Origin of the sequence: Streptomyces sp. MCA2 (assembly GCF_023544705.1) — a bacterium.
Classification (GTDB): domain Bacteria; phylum Actinomycetota; class Actinomycetes; order Streptomycetales; family Streptomycetaceae; genus Streptomyces; species Streptomyces decoyicus.
Genome location: NZ_JAMJFM010000011.1, coordinates 128,141 through 143,617, shown reverse-complemented (window position 1 = coordinate 143,617; position 15,477 = coordinate 128,141). Strand labels below are relative to the sequence as shown.

14 protein-coding genes are annotated in these 15,477 nt (G+C 70.6%); 5 read left to right on the top strand and 9 right to left on the bottom strand.

From position 1 onward, the window contains the following. The first annotated feature begins 71 nt into the window (after nt 1-71). A complete protein-coding gene (locus M8I34_RS11905) occupies nt 72-1,010 on the top strand; it encodes a GlxA family transcriptional regulator (RefSeq protein WP_250049383.1) in 939 nt (312 codons plus the stop codon). A gap of 89 nt (nt 1,011-1,099) precedes the next feature. Here the strand turns inward: M8I34_RS11905 and M8I34_RS11900 are convergent, their stop codons facing one another. Then, entirely contained in the window at nt 1,100-2,275 is a 1,176-nt protein-coding gene (locus tag M8I34_RS11900) for an MBL fold metallo-hydrolase (protein ID WP_250049382.1), read from the bottom strand. A 375-nt stretch (nt 2,276-2,650) separates the two neighbouring features. Continuing rightward, on the bottom strand, nt 2,651-4,057 hold the full coding sequence (locus M8I34_RS11895) for an NAD(P)/FAD-dependent oxidoreductase (protein ID WP_250049381.1): 1,407 nt from the start codon (nt 4,055-4,057) through the stop codon (nt 2,651-2,653). Nucleotides 4,058-4,482: 425 nt separating this feature from the next. Between M8I34_RS11895 and M8I34_RS11890 the strand changes: the two genes are divergently transcribed. Beyond that, complete coding sequence (locus M8I34_RS11890) at nt 4,483-5,496, top strand: carbohydrate kinase family protein (protein WP_250049380.1); 1,014 nt, start codon at nt 4,483-4,485, stop codon at nt 5,494-5,496. A gap of 30 nt (nt 5,497-5,526) precedes the next feature. Here the strand turns inward: M8I34_RS11890 and M8I34_RS11885 are convergent, their stop codons facing one another. The 3 genes from M8I34_RS11885 to M8I34_RS11875 are packed head-to-tail and all read right to left on the bottom strand — an operon-like array spanning nt 5,527 to nt 7,577. Then, a complete protein-coding gene (locus M8I34_RS11885) occupies nt 5,527-6,432 on the bottom strand; it encodes an SAM-dependent methyltransferase (protein WP_250049379.1) in 906 nt (301 codons plus the stop codon). Beyond that, entirely contained in the window at nt 6,429-6,707 is a 279-nt protein-coding gene (locus M8I34_RS11880) for a DUF397 domain-containing protein (RefSeq protein ID WP_030078909.1), read from the bottom strand. The genes M8I34_RS11885 and M8I34_RS11880 overlap by 4 nt, the downstream gene beginning before the upstream one ends. A 3-nt stretch (nt 6,708-6,710) precedes the next feature. Next, on the bottom strand, nt 6,711-7,577 hold the full coding sequence (locus M8I34_RS11875) for a helix-turn-helix transcriptional regulator (protein ID WP_250049378.1): 867 nt from the start codon (nt 7,575-7,577) through the stop codon (nt 6,711-6,713). A gap of 136 nt (nt 7,578-7,713) precedes the next feature. Here M8I34_RS11875 and M8I34_RS11870 point away from each other — a divergent pair, with 136 nt between their 5' ends. Continuing rightward, the gene (locus M8I34_RS11870) at nt 7,714-8,175 is read left to right on the top strand and encodes an ATP-binding protein (RefSeq protein WP_245171537.1); all 462 of its coding nucleotides are present in this window, start codon (nt 7,714-7,716) and stop codon (nt 8,173-8,175) included. Between the two features lie 70 nt (nt 8,176-8,245). Here the strand turns inward: M8I34_RS11870 and M8I34_RS11865 are convergent, their stop codons facing one another. Then, nucleotides 8,246-9,046, bottom strand: a complete 801-nt coding sequence (locus tag M8I34_RS11865) for an SGNH/GDSL hydrolase family protein (RefSeq protein WP_250049377.1) — start codon at nt 9,044-9,046, stop codon at nt 8,246-8,248. A gap of 252 nt (nt 9,047-9,298) precedes the next feature. Here M8I34_RS11865 and M8I34_RS11860 point away from each other — a divergent pair, with 252 nt between their 5' ends. Together M8I34_RS11860 and M8I34_RS11855 are read left to right on the top strand one after the other, a co-directional pair. After that, on the top strand, nt 9,299-10,108 hold the full coding sequence (locus M8I34_RS11860) for a tyrosine-protein phosphatase (RefSeq protein WP_250049376.1): 810 nt from the start codon (nt 9,299-9,301) through the stop codon (nt 10,106-10,108). Nucleotides 10,109-10,481: 373 nt separating this feature from the next. Further along, a complete protein-coding gene (locus M8I34_RS11855; RefSeq protein ID WP_250049375.1) occupies nt 10,482-10,937 on the top strand; it encodes a hypothetical protein in 456 nt (151 codons plus the stop codon). A 115-nt stretch (nt 10,938-11,052) separates the two neighbouring features. On the opposite strand, the gene M8I34_RS11850 is transcribed toward M8I34_RS11855, so the two are convergent. The 3 genes from M8I34_RS11850 to hpnH form a co-directional block, all read right to left on the bottom strand. Next, the gene (locus M8I34_RS11850; RefSeq protein WP_250049374.1) at nt 11,053-12,435 is read right to left on the bottom strand and encodes an aspartate aminotransferase family protein; all 1,383 of its coding nucleotides are present in this window, start codon (nt 12,433-12,435) and stop codon (nt 11,053-11,055) included. Next, entirely contained in the window at nt 12,432-14,312 is a 1,881-nt protein-coding gene (gene dxs / locus M8I34_RS11845; RefSeq protein WP_250049373.1) for a 1-deoxy-D-xylulose-5-phosphate synthase, read from the bottom strand. Before dxs ends, M8I34_RS11850 begins: the two co-directional genes overlap by 4 nt. 135 nt (nt 14,313-14,447) lie before the next feature. Next, entirely contained in the window at nt 14,448-15,473 is a 1,026-nt protein-coding gene (gene hpnH, locus M8I34_RS11840) for an adenosyl-hopene transferase HpnH (RefSeq protein WP_250049372.1), read from the bottom strand. Between the last annotated feature and the right edge of the window lie 4 nt (nt 15,474-15,477).

The following is a 15,477-nucleotide window of genomic DNA, read 5'->3' as shown; positions in this document are numbered from 1 at the left end:
CCTGGTGGGATAGTGGCTTCTCCGGTGCAGGACGCCGTGACTGTCATCCGGCGGAGAGGTATCTTCCGGTCATGCACACCATCGCCGTCCTCGCCCTGGACCAGGTGATCCCGTTCGACCTCTCCACCCCGATCGAGGTCTTCACCCGCACCCGCCTCCCGGACGGCCGCCCCGGCTATCAGATCCGCGTGTGCGCCGAGCGGCCGGAGACCGACGCGGGCGCCTTCTCGCTGCGCGCGCCCTGGGGGCTGGAGGGGCTCCAGGGCGCGGACACGATCATCGTGCCCGGTACCGCCGTCCCCACCGCCCCGCTCGCCCCCGCGGTCCGTGACGCGCTACGGGCCGCCGCCCAGGACGGCACGCGCCTCGCGTCCATCTGCTCGGGCACTTTCCCGCTGGCCGCCACCGGACTCCTGGACGGCATGCGCGCCACCACCCACTGGATCGTGGCCGGCCTGCTCGCGACCACCTACCCGGACATCGAGGTCGACCCGGATGTCCTGTACGTCGACAACGGCCAGATCCTCACCTCGGCCGGCGCCGCCGCCGGCCTGGACCTGTGCCTGCACATGATCCGCAAGGATTACGGCTCGGCCGTCGCCGCCGACGCGGCCCGGCTGTCCGTCATGCCCCTGGAACGCGAGGGCGGACAGGCGCAGTTCATCGTCCACGACTACGCGCCCACCCCTCAGGGCAGCACCCTCGAACCCCTCCTCGGCTGGCTCCAGGACAACCTCGGCACCGACCTCACCCTTGCCGACATCGCCGCCCACGCCGGAACCAGCACCCGGACGCTGATCCGCCGCTTCCGCGAACAGACCGGCACCACGCCCCTCCAGTGGCTGCACCGCGCCCGTATCCGTCAGGCCCAACACCTTCTGGAGTCCACCCACCACACCGTCGAACGCATCGGTGCCCAGGTCGGCTTCGGCTCACCGACCGCCTTCCGTGACCGTTTCAAGAAGACCACCGGAGTCAGCCCGCACAGCTACCGCCGCGCCTTCAGCTGACGCCCGCGCGAGGCTGCCCGTTCGCCCTGAGCCACGCGCCGGCGCGTGTCGCCTGCCGGTCCCCTGTCGCCTCTCCGTCCCCTGCCGCCTCAGCGGTCCGCGACGAGGTCCACGTCGCTGGGGGAAACCGCCGGCGGCCAGGCGGGCCAGCCATGGACGGGGGGCACGGCGATCGCCCTCCACCACGGATAGACGGCCGGGGGGTCGGCGGGCTCGAACGGCTCCCCGGGACGGGGGTGGGCGCTGGTGACCCCGGCCTTCTGGGCGGCGGTCAGGGTCCACTCGGCAGGCTCCGCCCACGGGTGCGGTGCGAGGTTGAACGTGCCCCAGTGGATCGGGATCATCACGCCGCCGGGCTCCCGGCCCTGGAGGTCGAGGTGGGACTGGACCCCCTGTTCAGGGTCCATGTGGATGTCCGGCCAGAAGTCGCTGTACGCGCCGATCTGGATCATCGTCGCGTCGAACGGGCCGTGTTCCGCGCCGATCTCCGCGAAGCCGGAGAAGTAGCCGGTGTCGCCGCTGTGGAAGATCCGGTGCTCGGGTCCCGCCACCACCCAGGAGGCCCACAGGGTGTGCTGCGGGCCGCGCAGGCCGCGGCCGCAGAAGTGCTGGGCGGGGGTGGCCGTGAGGGTCAGCCCGCCGACGCGGGTGGACTCGTGCCAGTCGAGCTCGGTGATCCGCTCCGCGGGCACGCCCCAGAACTCCAGGTTGGCGCCGACACCGAGCGGTACCACGAAGGCCGCGCCGGTGCCGGTCAGGCCCTGGATCGTCGGCATGTCGAGGTGGTCGTAGTGGTCGTGCGAGATGACCACGACATCGACCGGCTCCAGCTCGTCCAGCGCGATGGGCACGGGGTGCAGCCGCTTGGGTCCGGCCCAGGCCAACGGCGAACAGCGCTCGCCCCAGACCGGGTCGAAGAGCACCCGCTGCCCGTCCAGCTCGGCCAGCACGCTCGAATGCCCCATCCAGGTGAGCCGCAGCCCGGAGGCGGGCGGCTCCGTCCCCTCCGCGGCGGTCGGGCGGTACACCGGAATCGGCCCGACCGGCGCCCGGCGCCGCCGCCCCTCCCGACTCAGCTGGGTACGCACCATCGGCAGCGTGGAGCCGTGGAGCAGCTGCCTGGTCTCCACGGGATTGCGGAACTGGCCGTCCACGAACTGTGGCGACCTGCGCATCCTGGCCAGCCGCTCTCCGGTGGGCTCGGCGCCGAAAGCTGCGGGGCGCAACGCGGAAAGTCGAGTGCGACGGGGTCTGGAACCGGTCACGGCACCTCCATGGTCGGGGCAGTCGCGAAGTGAACGGGCCGCATGAGCGGCGGGTTCCGGTACGCCGCGTCACACGGCGCCGCCGTACGGTTTCCGCACCACGACACCCGGACACTCCACACCATCACCCGCAGAGACAAACGGCGCGACCGGCCATGACATTCCGGAGCGGGGGTGTGACCTTGCCCGGAGCTGTCGCAGACGCCTTCCGGCCCGGCGACTCGGACGCGTCCGTTGGAGCGTCGTCGCGGGGGTGTCCCCCGCGGGCGGCGAGCACCGGCGGGACGGCCTGCGGACGGGCGGCAGGTCCCGCGGCCTGCGGACGGGTGGCGGCCGCCACCGGGCTCGGCGCAGCCGGTTTCCGGGCGGGCCCGCTCACACCCCTTCGATGACCGCGGGCGGGCTGGGCAGGCCGGGGCGGCGGGGCAGGAAGACCGTGCGCAGGAAGATCTGCGGAGCGACGAGACGGGCGGGCGGCGCAGTGAGGCAGAAGACGTCCCGGAAGGCCGCGCCGACGACGGGGTCGATGGCGGCACGGGCGAAGAGCCGGTCGATGTACCACGTACTCAGCCGCTCCCCCAGGCCCGCCTTGGCGTCGTCGGGGCTCGCGTACGGGCGGTCCGAGCCGACCGCGGCGAGCCAGGCGGGCTCCACGGCGCGGGCCACCGCCCGCTGTGCCTCCGCGGTGATCCCGGGGCGCAGACCGCCGCCGTCGGTGAGCGTGGTGCGGACTGCCAGTGCGCCGAGTGCGGCGACCGACATGCCCTGCCCGTACACGGGGTTGAAGGTGCAGCCGGCGTCCCCCAGGACGAGGAATCCCTCGGGGAGGGCACCGGGGCGTTCGTAGTGCCGGCGGCGGTTGCAGGTGTCGCGGAAGCCGTGCACCGGCGAGAGCGGCTCGGCCCGGGCGAGCAGTTCATGGACGTACGGGTCGCCGATGGTGGCGGTGAAGGCGGTGAACTCCGCCGCGTCCGTCGGTGGGTGATGCCCCCGCACACCGGACACCGTCAGCTGCCACTTGCCGTCCTCGACCGGTACGTACGCGGCGCCGCGCGGGCACTCCGGCCAGCCGGGGACATTGACACCCGCGTCGGGCGCGGTGGCCGGGTCCTTCGGGCGGTACATCCGGGTCGCGTAGGCCAGCCCCGCGTCCACGGTCTCCTCCTGCGGCGCGGTCCGGCCCAGCGCGGCGTACCACTGCGGGGTGCGGGAGCCGCGGCCCGAGGCGTCCACGACGAGCGTGGCCGGCAGCTCCCGCTCGGACCGCCCGCCCGGCTCACCGTCCCGTGACCGCACCCGTACTCCGGTCACCCGGCCGGCGTCCCCGGTCAGCCCGATGGCCTCGGTCGCCTCCAGGACCTCCACCCGGGTGGCCGAGGAGGCGGCGGCCCGCAGCACCTGCTCCCGTACGACCGTGTCCAGCACCGGACGGGTGACGCTCAGGGTGCGGTGCCGGCGCTCGTCGAAGCGGCGCTGCCAGCCGGTGGCGGAGCGGGTGAGCAGATCGCGCGGCAGATACAGGCTGCGGGCACCCGCCTCGCCGAGGGCCGCGACCGTGCCGGGCAGCAGCTCCTCCAGGGCGCGTTGTCCGCCGCTGAGGAGGATGTGCAGATGGCGGGCCTGCGGGACGCCCTTGCGGAAGGCGTGCCCGTCCGGATAGCGGTCGCGCTCGACGACCGTGATCGCGTCGACATGTCCTGTCAGGGCGGTGACGGCCAGCATCCCGGCCAGCCCGCCGCCGATCACGACCGCGGTGCGCCCGCCTTGGGAGTCCTCTGCCATGTCCGCCTCGCTCCCCCGTCGGCCCGTCCGGCCTCCGGCGGTCCGCTCGTCCTGTCCCCGGCCCCGGTCACCCGGCCGGAATCCGTACGCCGTGCCCCTGCCTGACCGCTGTTCACGGAACCTGATCACTGACGGCCCTCAGGTTTCAGTGCCCTCACCGTCCGTGTCAACGGCCCTTTCCGCCAACCGGTTCGAGGGAATTCCCAGCAGTCCCGGCCGGCCGCGTTTCCCCGCCCGTTCACCACCGGCCACTGATCACCGGAGCGGCTTCTTCCGCGTCCTTTCCTCCCTCGTGTCACCGGAGTCCCTGATGTCCCATGAAGAGCCGGGCCTGCGTCTAGACTCCCGGCAGCGGACGCACCTCGTCCGCAAACGGTCTCACCAGCAAGGGATTCGTCTCACCAGCAAGGGATTCAGGGACGCTCGTGACATTCCAGCAGGTTTCTGAGCCGTATGACGCCTATGACGTCCTCGTCGTCGGCGGGTCGGGCGTGGACACCATCGTGCCGGTCGGCGCGCTGCCCGTACCTCTCGCCGACTCCTATGCGGTCCCGCCCATCCACGAGGGGGCGGGACACACCGGCACGGGCGTGGCGCTCGGCTGCGCGGCACTCGGACTCACCACCGCCTTCGTGGACTTCCTCGGCGACGACCACCCGGGCAGCCTGGTCCGTGAGCGGCTGGCCGGTACCGGCGTCGACTTCCGGCCGCTGATCTCGCCGCACGGCACCCGTCGTGCGGTCAACCTCGTGGCCTCCGACGGGCGTCGGATGTCGTTCTACGACGCCCGCGACCCGCTCGATCTACGGATGCCGCCCGAGCACTACCTCCCCCCGCTGCGCCGTGCCCGGCACGTCCATCTGTCGATCATGCACTTCGCCCGTTTCCTGTACGACGACATCGAAGCGCTCGGCATCCCCGTCTCCACGGATCTGCACGACTGGGACGGGCTGACGGACCATCACCGGGAGTTCGCGCTCCGCTCGGACCTGGTGTTCCTCAGTACGGCCGGGGCGGGGGAACGGATCGGGTCCGTCATGCGGGAGATCCTGCACGAGGGGCGCGCCGAGGCGGTGATCGCGACGGCCGGCGCGGGCGGGGCGTACCTCCTGTCCGCCGACGACCGCACCCCACGCCTGGTGCCGGCCGCGGTCCCGCCCGGCCCCGTCGTGGACAGCAACGGCGCGGGCGACGCCTTCACCAGCGGCTTCCTCTACGGCCGGCTGGCGGGCCGGAGCCTGGAGGACTGCGTGCGGCTGGGCGCCGTCGCGGGGGCCCATGCGTGCACCTCGCCGGGCACCCACACCCGCGTCGCCGGACCTGCGGACCTGGCCCCGGCCCTCACCACGGCGGCGCCGGTCACCGCCACCGTGCCGGCCGGTGACGGGCAGCGGCTGCCGGCTCCGCCGGACGCCCGGGTCTCCCCCGCGGGGGCGTAGATCTCCGGCCGGGCCCGCGGGCCCGGCCGGTCAGTCCTTGCGCCCCACTCCGCCGTAGAAAATGGTGTTGTTGAGCTCCTCCGCGCCGGGCACGGCCCCGTCGGGCCGCCACAGCGGCACCCGTACGACACCCGGCTCCAGCAGGGTGAACGGTCCGAAGAGCGGCTCGATCCCGGCCTTCGACCGCAGATTGAGGGTGGCGGTGGAGCTCTTGTAGACATTCACGACGCCGTCGCGCGCCCGCTCGTCCGTGCGGCCCGCCGCATAGGCCTCGTAGGGCTCACCGGTCGCATGCGACAGGACGAGATGGCTGCCCGCGGGGAGCGCGTCGGCGAGGGCGCGGACGATTCCGGCGGGGTCCTCGTCGTCCCGGATGAAGTGCAGTACGGCAACCAGCAGCAGCGCCACCGGCCGGTCGAAGTCGATCAGTTCGCGGACGGTGGGGTGGTCCAGCACCGCCTTGGGGTCACGGACATCGCCGAGCACGAAACCGGTGCGTTCGGTGTTGGTCAGCCGGGCCCCGGCGTGGGTGGCGACGATCGGGTCGTTGTCGACGTACACGACGCGGGTGTCGGGAGCGGTCTCCCGGGCCGTCTCATGGGTGTTGGGCGAGGTGGGGATGCCGGTGCCGATGTCGATGATCTGGCGGATGCCGCCGTCGACCAGTTCGCGCACCGCCCGCCGCATGAAGGCCCGGTTGGCGCGGGCGCTGAGCCGTACCTGGGGGTGCACCTCGATGACACGCTCCGCGGCCACCCGGTCGACCTCGTAGTTGTCCCAGCCGCCGAGGTAGTAGTCGTACATCCGGGCCGGGTGCGGCCGGCTGGTGTCGATCTCCTCGGCCGAGAATCCCGAGTGCTCAGGCCCCTGGACGTACGGTCCGATCTCCGGGACCCCGCCGTCCGGCGCCTCCTGGGATATGTCCTGCTCGCTCATGCCGTCCTCCGTTCGGTCAGCCGGCACGGGGCCGCCGAGAGCAGGAAGTCGGCGTGGCCGGCCTTGGCGCCCTCGATGAAGCTCACCATTTCGCGATGGGTGTAGATCAGCGCCGGGCCGTCCGGGTCGGTCGACTGGCGCAGCGCGATACGGCCGTCGCCCAGCCGCATGGCCTCGACGCACTCGCCGCCGTTTCCGCCGCTCCACGGCTTGTGCCAGCCCTCGTTGCCCAGTTCCTTGGCGGGCATGCCGTTGTAGATGCGTATGCGATCCATGGTTCAGATCTCCTTGCGAAAGCCACCCAGAATGGCCTCGGTGGTGTGTGCCGGCGCGGCCTGCGCACACATCCGGTCCAGGGCCTCCAGGAACTGCGAGACGTCGTTGCGCTGGTCGAAGTACACGGCTCCGACGAGGCTCTCCGCGTAGGCGATGTCCGGGAGCTCCGGGATCGGGAAGCGGAAGATGTGGAAGGGGCCGTACATGGCGGGGTGCGGGCCCGCGGCGAAGGGCATGACCTGGAGCCGGACGTTCGGCAGCGCGGTGGCCTCCATCAGCCGGGTGACCTGGTTGCGCATCACCTGGGCCCCGCCGATCGGCCGCCGCAGGACCGTCTCGTCCATGACCACCCACAGCATCGGTGCGTGGTCGCGGGTCAGGAGGGACTGGCGCTCCATGCGCAGCGCCACGATGCGGTCGATGTCCGCCGCGGAGGCGTGCGGCATACCGGCCCGCAGGACGGCGGCGGCGTAGTCCTCGGTCTGGAGCAGTCCGGGGATGTAGTGGGGTTGGTAGGCCCGGATGAGGTTGGCTTCGCTCTCCAGGCTGACGAAGGCGCTGAACCACTCGGGGAGCACGTCCCGGAACCGGTGCCACCAGCCGGGCTTGTTGGCCTCGCGGGCCAGGGAGAGAAAGCCCTCGATCTCGTCCTCTGCGGTGACGCCATAGGTCGCCAGCAGCTTCTCGACGTAGGGGAGCTTGAGGCCGACCTCGGCCTTTTCCATGCGCCGTATCGTGGCGTGCGTCACATCGAGGGCCGCGGCGGCCTGCTCGAAGGAGAGCCCCGCCTTCTCGCGCAGGTCCTGCAATCGCTTGCCGAGCACCACCCGCAGGACGGTCGGTGCACCTGCCGACCGTGGGTCCGCCACGTCCGATCCCCTCCAACTGACTCCAGTGGTCAGCAGTGTGTCATGCCGTCAGCAGCACGAACAGACTGCACTTACGATTCTGCAAATTGCAGAGTGATCCTTGCCATCGGTGACCGGCATCGCACATAGTTACGACGTGGCTTCCTCCAACAACGCTCCTTCGTTAGGGCGCTGTGGCGGCTTTGTCGCCCAGTACCCGCAGGACGCGTTCCACTTGCCGGCGCGACGCACGTCCGTTCCCGAGGCGCGCAGACGCGTCAGTGCGCTGCTGCTCGAGTGGGGCGCGGATCAACAAGTCCGCGACGACGTGGAGTTGGTGGTTTCCGAGCTGTTCACCAACGCGGTGCGGCACACCGACAGCGAGAAGGTCGGCTGCGAACTCGCCCTCTTCGGGGCGCACATCCGCATAGAGATCACGGACCAGGGCGGCCCGGAGGACTCGGCGCCGCACGTCCAGCCCGGCAGCGTGGACAAGGAGTGCGGACGAGGGCTGTTCCTCGTCGGCGCGCTGTCCGAGAGCTGGGGTTCACGGCCCGCCGACAGCGGCCGGGGCCGGGTCGTCTGGGCGGATCTGCCGTACTCCTCGCTCGCGCACTGAGGCCCCGCTCCGCATCGGCGGAATCGGGGCCTCCGTCATGCCATGGGCCCGGCGACGGACCCGGGCCGCCCTAGAGCGGCAGCAGATCGGGCCGCTTGGGCTCGACATGATCACCGGACGACTCACCGCGCAGCCGACGGCCGATCCACGGCACGAGGTGCTCCCGCGCCCAGTGGATGTTGTCCCGCCGCGCCTCGGCGGCCGAGCGCTCCGCCTCCGGGGGCCACGGCTGGTCCGGATCGGCCGGCACCCGCATCCCGAGCACCTGCGCCGCGCGCAGCGCCACCCGGGTGTGACCGTCGGCGGACAGATGCAGCCGGTCCGCGCTCCATGCCCGCCGGTCCTGCACCGACTTCAGCGACCACAGGTCGAGGACCGGGCAGTCGTGCCGGTCGGCGATGGCCCGGACATGCGCCGTATACGTGGCGATCTTGCCGCGCAGATGCTTGAGAACGGGGATGCCGCGGGTGTCGAAGCCGGTGCAGAGCAGGACCGCGCCGACCTCCTTCCGCAGATCGACGACCGCCGCCTCATAGCGCTCGGCGACCGCGTCCGGGTCCGAGCCCGGCCGCAGGATGTCATTGCCGCCGGCACAGAACGTCACAAGGGCGGGGGCGAGCTCTTTCGCCCGGGGCACCTGCTCCTCGACGATCTGGTCCAGGAGCCGCCCCCTGACCGCGAGGTTCGCGTAGCGGAAGTCCCCCTCGGCCTGCTGGTCCGACAGCAGGACCGCCAGGCGGTCCGCCCAACCGATGTACGCCCCGTCAGGGCCGGGATCCCCGACCCCCTCTGTGAAGCTGTCCCCGACGGCTGCGTACGACCCGATGGCGCCGTGGGCGCCGTTGCTGATGTACTTCGAATCGTCTGCCACGTCAGGACATAATTCACCTCATGAAGTGACCTACGCCACCGTAACCAGGGGTTGACGAGGGGTGATTAATGCCACCAGGTCAAATTCTTGTCAAGTTGGAATAAGGATCGAGCGCCCCCTGCCCCCGACACTTCGCTGCGCATTTGTGGCGCGAGGGTTGCGACCTGATTGCCTATTGCATCAATGTCGTATCGTCGAAGGTGCCCCGCCTCGCCGACGAGCGGCGCCGGCGAACGAACCCGAGGAGCGCCCGTGACGCAGCAGACGCCGCAGGTCCCACAGGCCCAGCCCGAGCTCACGGAGGTCCGCAACTTCCGCGATGTGGGCGGTCTGCCGACCGTGGACGGGCGTCGCGTACGGGAGGGCAGGCTGTTCCGCAGCGGGCACCTCGCCCACGCGACCGAGGCGGACGCCGCATTTCTGGCCGGTCTCGGGCTGCACACCATCTTCGATTTCCGCAATGCCTCGGACATCAAAGTGGAAGGCCCCGATGTCGCGCTGCCCGGCGTGGCCCACGTGAATATCCCGCTCACCGATCCGGCCGACGGCGCGGAATTCTGGGCGATGGTGCGCGACGGCGAGCTGGACCAGCTGCGTTCCGCGCTCGGCGACGGCAAGGCCGCGGCCCGGATGGCCAAGACCTACCGCCACATCATCACCACCCGCACCGAAGACCACAGCAGGGTGCTGCATGCGCTCGCCGAGGACAGCGTCCCGGCGCTGATGCACTGTGCGGCCGGCAAGGACCGCGCCGGCCTGTCCGTCGCCGTGACCCTGCTCGCGGTCGGGGTGGAACGGGAGGCCATCGAGGAGGACTACCTCAAGTCCAACGATCCCCACCGCCGCTACAAGATCCGTCGCTCCGACAACTCCGCGGTCGGGATGTCGCAGGAGGTCATGGAGCTGCTCTCGCCGCTGTTCGGCGCGCACACCGACTACCTCGCGGCCGCCTACGACGCGATCGAGCAGACCTGGGGCTCGACGGAGAAGTACCTCACCGACGGCCTGAAGCTGGCGCCCGCCACCCGGGAACGGCTGCGCGCCCAGCTGCTGACGGACTGAGCATGCGGCACCGCCCCGTTCACGGCTCCGTGACCCACCCTGCGACCCGCACCTGACCCGCGGGAAGACAAAGGGCCCCTCCCCCAGAGCGCATCGGGAGAGGGGCCCACAGTTTTTCCCGGCCGGCGCCTCCACGGCCCGTGCCTCCCGGGCAGGTCCCGCCGGTCCGTACCTCCCCTGACGTGCGGTTTCGCTTACCATGTCCCGGTCAATTCCATACGGCGGGGGAACGGGGGAGAGCAGATGGTTTTCTTCACCCCCGTAGCCGAGGCGCCGCCGCATCCGGTCGGCGCGCTCGGCTCAAAGCCACATCTGCACAGAGGACGTCATGCGTTTCCACCGAATACTTGCCATCGCCGGAACGTTCTTCGCCTTGGCATCGGTTTCCGCTTGCGGCAGCCTGCCCTCCGCCGGTTCGCCCCAGGAAGCCGGGGACTTCCTCAAGTCGACGCTCAGCTGCGCGAGCATCGACATCGCCTCGCCCCGCGAGGTGCAGCGGGTGGAGGCCATGGGGATGACCGGCATCAACGGCGGCGGTGAGTGCCAGGACCCGGCGGGCGGCGACGGTGACGCCGACTTCCTCACCATCGAGGACATGGAGGCGTTCCAGACCGCCGTCAAGGGGGACGAGGACGAACAGGACGACCTCATGATCGGCGACGATTTCGCCGTCGACCCGGGCAGCGACGATCAGCGGCGCCAGCTCCTCAAGGCCGGGCTGCTGTTCCTCAACTGCACCTCGGACTTCAAGGCACCGTCGGGCCGCACGGCCGAGGAGGGTGCGGTGGAGGGCTGCGCCACGACCGACTACTCGGAGGATCTCGACTGACCTCCCCTTCGCGGAGCCGCGCGCCTCACGTCCGCGTGGTTCCGTTCCGCGGTCGCGGACGGGACGGCCCGTCCGCGACCGGCGGCAGGTGACCGAGCGGCGCTCCTGCCCCCGGTCAGCGGGTCTGGAGCGCTTGCTTGACCAGCGTCCGCCCGAAGTCCCACATCAGTCCGCCGCTCCCGTGGGCGTCGTCCATGACGGCCGTGAACGCCTCGACGAAACGGTCCACTTCCCGTTCCCCGATGATCAGCGGCGGAATCAGCTTGATGACTTCGAGATGGTCGCCGGAGACCTGGGTCAGGATGCGGTGCCGCTGGAGCAGCGGCACCACGACCATCTGCGCGAACAGCCCCTTGCGGGCCGCCTGGAGCATCGTCCAGCGGCCGCGCAGGCCAAGAGACGTGGGGCGGCCGAACTCGATGCCGATCATCAGGCCCCGGCCCCGTACGTCATGCAGCAGCTCGTACTTGTCCACCAGCGCGGCGAGCCGGGAGCGCAGCAGTTCGCCGGTGTGCCGGGCGCCCGCGACGATCTGCTCGTCCTCCATCACCGAGAGCACCGCCAGACCGGCCGCCATCGCCTGGGCGTTGGCACCAAAACTGGCGGAGTGCACCAGCACCCGGTCCATGGACGAGTAGACCTTCTTGAAGATCCAGTCCTTGCCGAGGGTCGCCCCGACCGGGACATAGCCGCCGGACAGTGCCTTCGCCACACACACCAGATCCGGCTCGACGCCGTCCTCGTGCTGGTAGGCGAAGAAGTCGCCGGTACGGCCGAGGCCGGTCTGCACCTCGTCGGCGATCAGCAGGGCCTTGTGCCGGTGCAGCAGCTCCTGCGCGGCACGCAGGAAACCGGGTGGTGTCGGGTGGACGCCCTTGCCCTGGATCGGTTCGACCACGAACGCCGCCACATCGCCGCGCTTCAGCTCCCGCTCCAGCGCGTCCAGATCACCCATCTCCAGGGCGGTGTCCGGCAGCAGCGGGGCGAAGCCGTCCCGGAAGCCGTCCTCGCCGTTGACGGAGAGCGAGCCGGTGGTCAGGCCGTGGAAGGCGTGGGTGCAGTAGAGGATGCGCCCTCTGCCGGTGGCGTAGCGGGCGAACTTCAGGGCGGTCTCGACGGCCTCGGTGCCGCTGTTGCCGAAGAAGACCCGGTCGAGGTGGGGCGCGTAGGTCAGCAGCTTCTCGGCGAGCAGGCCGGGCAGCGGCTGGCAGTCGAAGCGGGTGAGATCGGGGAGTTCGGCGTCCAGGACGTCGTGCAGTGCCTTGCGGACGACGGGGTGGTGCCGGCCCAGGCCCATCACCCCGAATCCCGCGAGCATGTCGAGGTAGTCCTGGCCGTCGGTGTCCCAGAAGTAGGCGCCCTGGGCCCGCTCGTAGACCTTGTCGAAGCCGATGGTGTGCAGCATGCGCGGGAGTTGATGGTTGAGATGGCGGGCGTGGAGTTCGTAGCGCTCGCCGCCGCGCTCGGCGAGCAGTGCGGTCAGGTCGAATCCGGTCACGAGTGGCTCTCCTTACGGGCCAGGGCGGCGCTGATCCGGCCGGCGATCTCGGCCGGGGTGAGGCCGATATCGGCCAGCAGCTCACCGCGCTTGGCGTGCGCCAGAAACTGCTCGGGGATACCGAAGGTGCGCAGCGGCACGTCCACGCCCGCGTCCCGCAGCGCCTGCCCGACCGCCCACCCCACCCCTCCCGTACGGCAGTTGTCCTCGACGACGGCCACCATGGCGTGCTCCGCGGCGAGTCCGGGGAGCGCGGCGTCGACCGGCTTGACCCACCGGGGGTCGATGACGGTCGCGTCGACGCCGCGCGCCGTGAGGAGTTCGGCGACCCGCAGACAGACCGGCGCCATCACGCCGACCGCGACCAGCAGGACGTCGGGGTGCGGTGCCCGGTGAAGGACGTCGACGCCGCCGATCCGGTCCACGGCCGGAACCGGGTCGTCCACCGGCTCCTTGGGGAAGCGGACGACGGTCGGTGCGTCGTGCACGTCCAGTGCTTCGCGCAGCTGGGCGCGGAGCTGGTCGGCATCGCGCGGTGCGGCGATCCGCAGGCCCGGTACGACGCCGAGCACCGACAGGTCCCACATGCCGTTGTGCGAGGCCCCGTCGGTGCCGGTGACACCGGCCCGGTCCAGCACGAAGGTCACTCCGCACTTGTGCAGCGCGACGTCCATCAGCAGCTGGTCGAAGGCACGGTTGAGGAAGGTGGCATAGACCGCGACGACAGGGTGCAGACCGCCGGTGGCCATCCCCGCCGCCGACACCGTCGCATGCTGTTCGGCGATGCCCACGTCCCACACCCGGTCGGGGTACGCCGCGGCGAACTTCCCGAGCCCGACCGGTTGCAGCATCGCCGCCGTGAGGGCGACGACGTCCTCGCGCTCGGCGCCGATGCGGACCATCTCGTCGCCGAAGACGGACGTCCAGGAGGGTGCGCCGGGCGGGGTGACGGGTGCGCAGGTCAGCGGGTCCATCACGCCGACGGTGTGGAAGTGGTCCGCCTCGTCCTCCAGGGCGGGCGGATAGCCGCGGCCCTTCTCGGTGAGGCAGTGCACCAGCACGGGTCCGTGGAAGCCCGCCGCGCGGCGCAGCGTGGATTCCACGGCCGCGATGTCATGACCGTCGATCGGTCCGAGGTACTTCAGGCCCAGGTCCTCGAACATGCCCTGCGGCGCGAAAGCGTCCTTGAAGCCCTTCTTCGCACCGTGCAGCGACCCGTAGAGCGGCTGTCCGACGACCGGGGTGCGCTGGAGCATGTCCTTGCCCCAGGCCAGGAACTTCTCGTAGCCGTCGGTGGTGCGCAGGGTGGCGAGGTGGTCGGCGAGGCCACCGATGGTGGGGGCGTAGGAGCGCTCGTTGTCGTTGACGACGATGATCAGGGGGCGGTCCTTGGCGGCGGCGATGTTGTTGAGCGCCTCCCAGGCCATCCCGCCGGTCAGTGCGCCGTCCCCGATGACGGCCACCACATGGTCGTCCCTGCCCAGCACCTGCTGCGCCTTGGCCAGGCCGTCGGCCCAGCCCAGCACCGTCGAGGCATGGCTGTTTTCGATGACGTCGTGCGCGGACTCGGCGCGCGACGGATAGCCGGACAGGCCGCCCTTGGCCCGCAGCTTGGAGAAGTCCTGCCGGCCGGTCACGATCTTGTGCACGTACGCCTGATGTCCGGTGTCCCACAGAATGCGGTCGGCGGGTGAGTCGAAGACGCGGTGCAGGGCGAGGGTCAGCTCGACCACGCCCAGGTTGGGCCCCAGATGGCCGCCGGTGCGGGCGACGGACTGCACGAGGAAGTGCCGGATCTCCTCGGCGAGGTCGGCCAGACGGTCCTCGGGGAGCGCCTTGAGGTCGCGTGGATCCCGGATGCTCTCCAGCATCGTCATGTTCGGTCCCCCTCTGCTGCTTCAGCTGACGGACACCGGCCCGGCCCGGCCCACGCGCGGCGTACGGCGCATGAGCACAGGCCGGACCGGGACGCCGGTGAGCCTCGGTGCCGCGGGCTCACCACTGATCAACGGTCACCCGCGGTTTCCTGCGACGGCCTCCTTGGCCGCCCTGATCGACTCCTTCAGCGACCCCATGGTGGCGAGGACGGCGGTCGGCTCGTAGCCGCAGTGCGCCATGCAGTTGGCGCAGCGCGGGTCCTTGCCGCGGCCGTACTTGTCCCAGTCGGTCTCCTCGATGAGCTCCCGGTACGTCGGGACGTACCCGTCGCTCATGAGGTAGCAGGGGCGCTGCCAGCCGAAGAGCGAGTAGTTGGGGATCGCCCAGGCCGTGCACGGGAAATCCGCCTTGCCCTCCAGGAAGTCCAGGAACAGCGGGCTGTGGTTGAGCCGCCAGCGGCGCCGGTTGCCGCCGGCGAAGGCCTTCTTGAACAGCTCCCGGGTCTGCTCGACGCCGAGGAAGTGCTCCTGGTCGGGGGCCTTCTCGTAGGCGTAGGCGGGCGACAGCATCATTTCGTCGACCTGAAGATCGTCATTGAGGAAGTTGAGGACCTCGATGATGGTCTGCGGGGTGTCGGTGTTGAAGAAGGTGGAGTTGGTGGTGACCCGGAAGCCGCGCCGCTTGGCCTCCTTGATCGCCGCCACCGCCTCGTCGAATACGCCTTCCTTCGCGACGGATTCGTCGTGCCGCTCGCGCATTCCGTCGATGTGCACGGCGAACGCGAAATACGGCGAGGGGGTGAAATCATCCAGCTTCTTGCGCAGCAACATCGCGTTGGTGCACAGGAAAATATACTTCCGCTTCGCCACCAACTGCCGCACGATCTCGTCGATCTGCGGGTGCATCAAGGGCTCGCCACCGGCGATGGAGACCATCGGGGCACCGGACTCCAGCACGGCGCCGACCGCCTGCGCCACCGGCATGCGCTGCTTGAGCACGCCCGCCGGATGCTGGATCTTCCCGCAGCCCTCGCATTTCAGGTTGCACGCGAAGAGCGGTTCCAGCTCGACGATGAGCGGGAACTTCTCACGCCGGCGGATCATCTTCTGTTCAAAAAGATAGGTCCCGACCCGGATGGACTGACGGAGCGGCATAGCCATCTGG

Excerpts from the sequence above, each read along its gene's own strand:
- hpnH (WP_250049372.1), bottom strand. The coding sequence starts at position 15,473 with ATGGCTATGCCGCTCCGTCAGTCCATCCGGGTCGGGACCTATCTTTTT.
- dxs (WP_250049373.1), bottom strand. The coding sequence starts at position 14,312 with ATGACGATGCTGGAGAGCATCCGGGATCCACGCGACCTCAAGGCGCTC.
- M8I34_RS11895 (WP_250049381.1), bottom strand. The coding sequence starts at position 4,057 with ATGGCAGAGGACTCCCAAGGCGGGCGCACCGCGGTCGTGATCGGCGGC.
- M8I34_RS11905 (WP_250049383.1), top strand. The coding sequence starts at position 72 with ATGCACACCATCGCCGTCCTCGCCCTGGACCAGGTGATCCCGTTCGAC.
- M8I34_RS11880 (WP_030078909.1), bottom strand. The coding sequence starts at position 6,707 with ATGGATCGCATACGCATCTACAACGGCATGCCCGCCAAGGAACTGGGC.
- M8I34_RS11885 (WP_250049379.1), bottom strand. The coding sequence starts at position 6,432 with ATGAGCGAGCAGGACATATCCCAGGAGGCGCCGGACGGCGGGGTCCCG.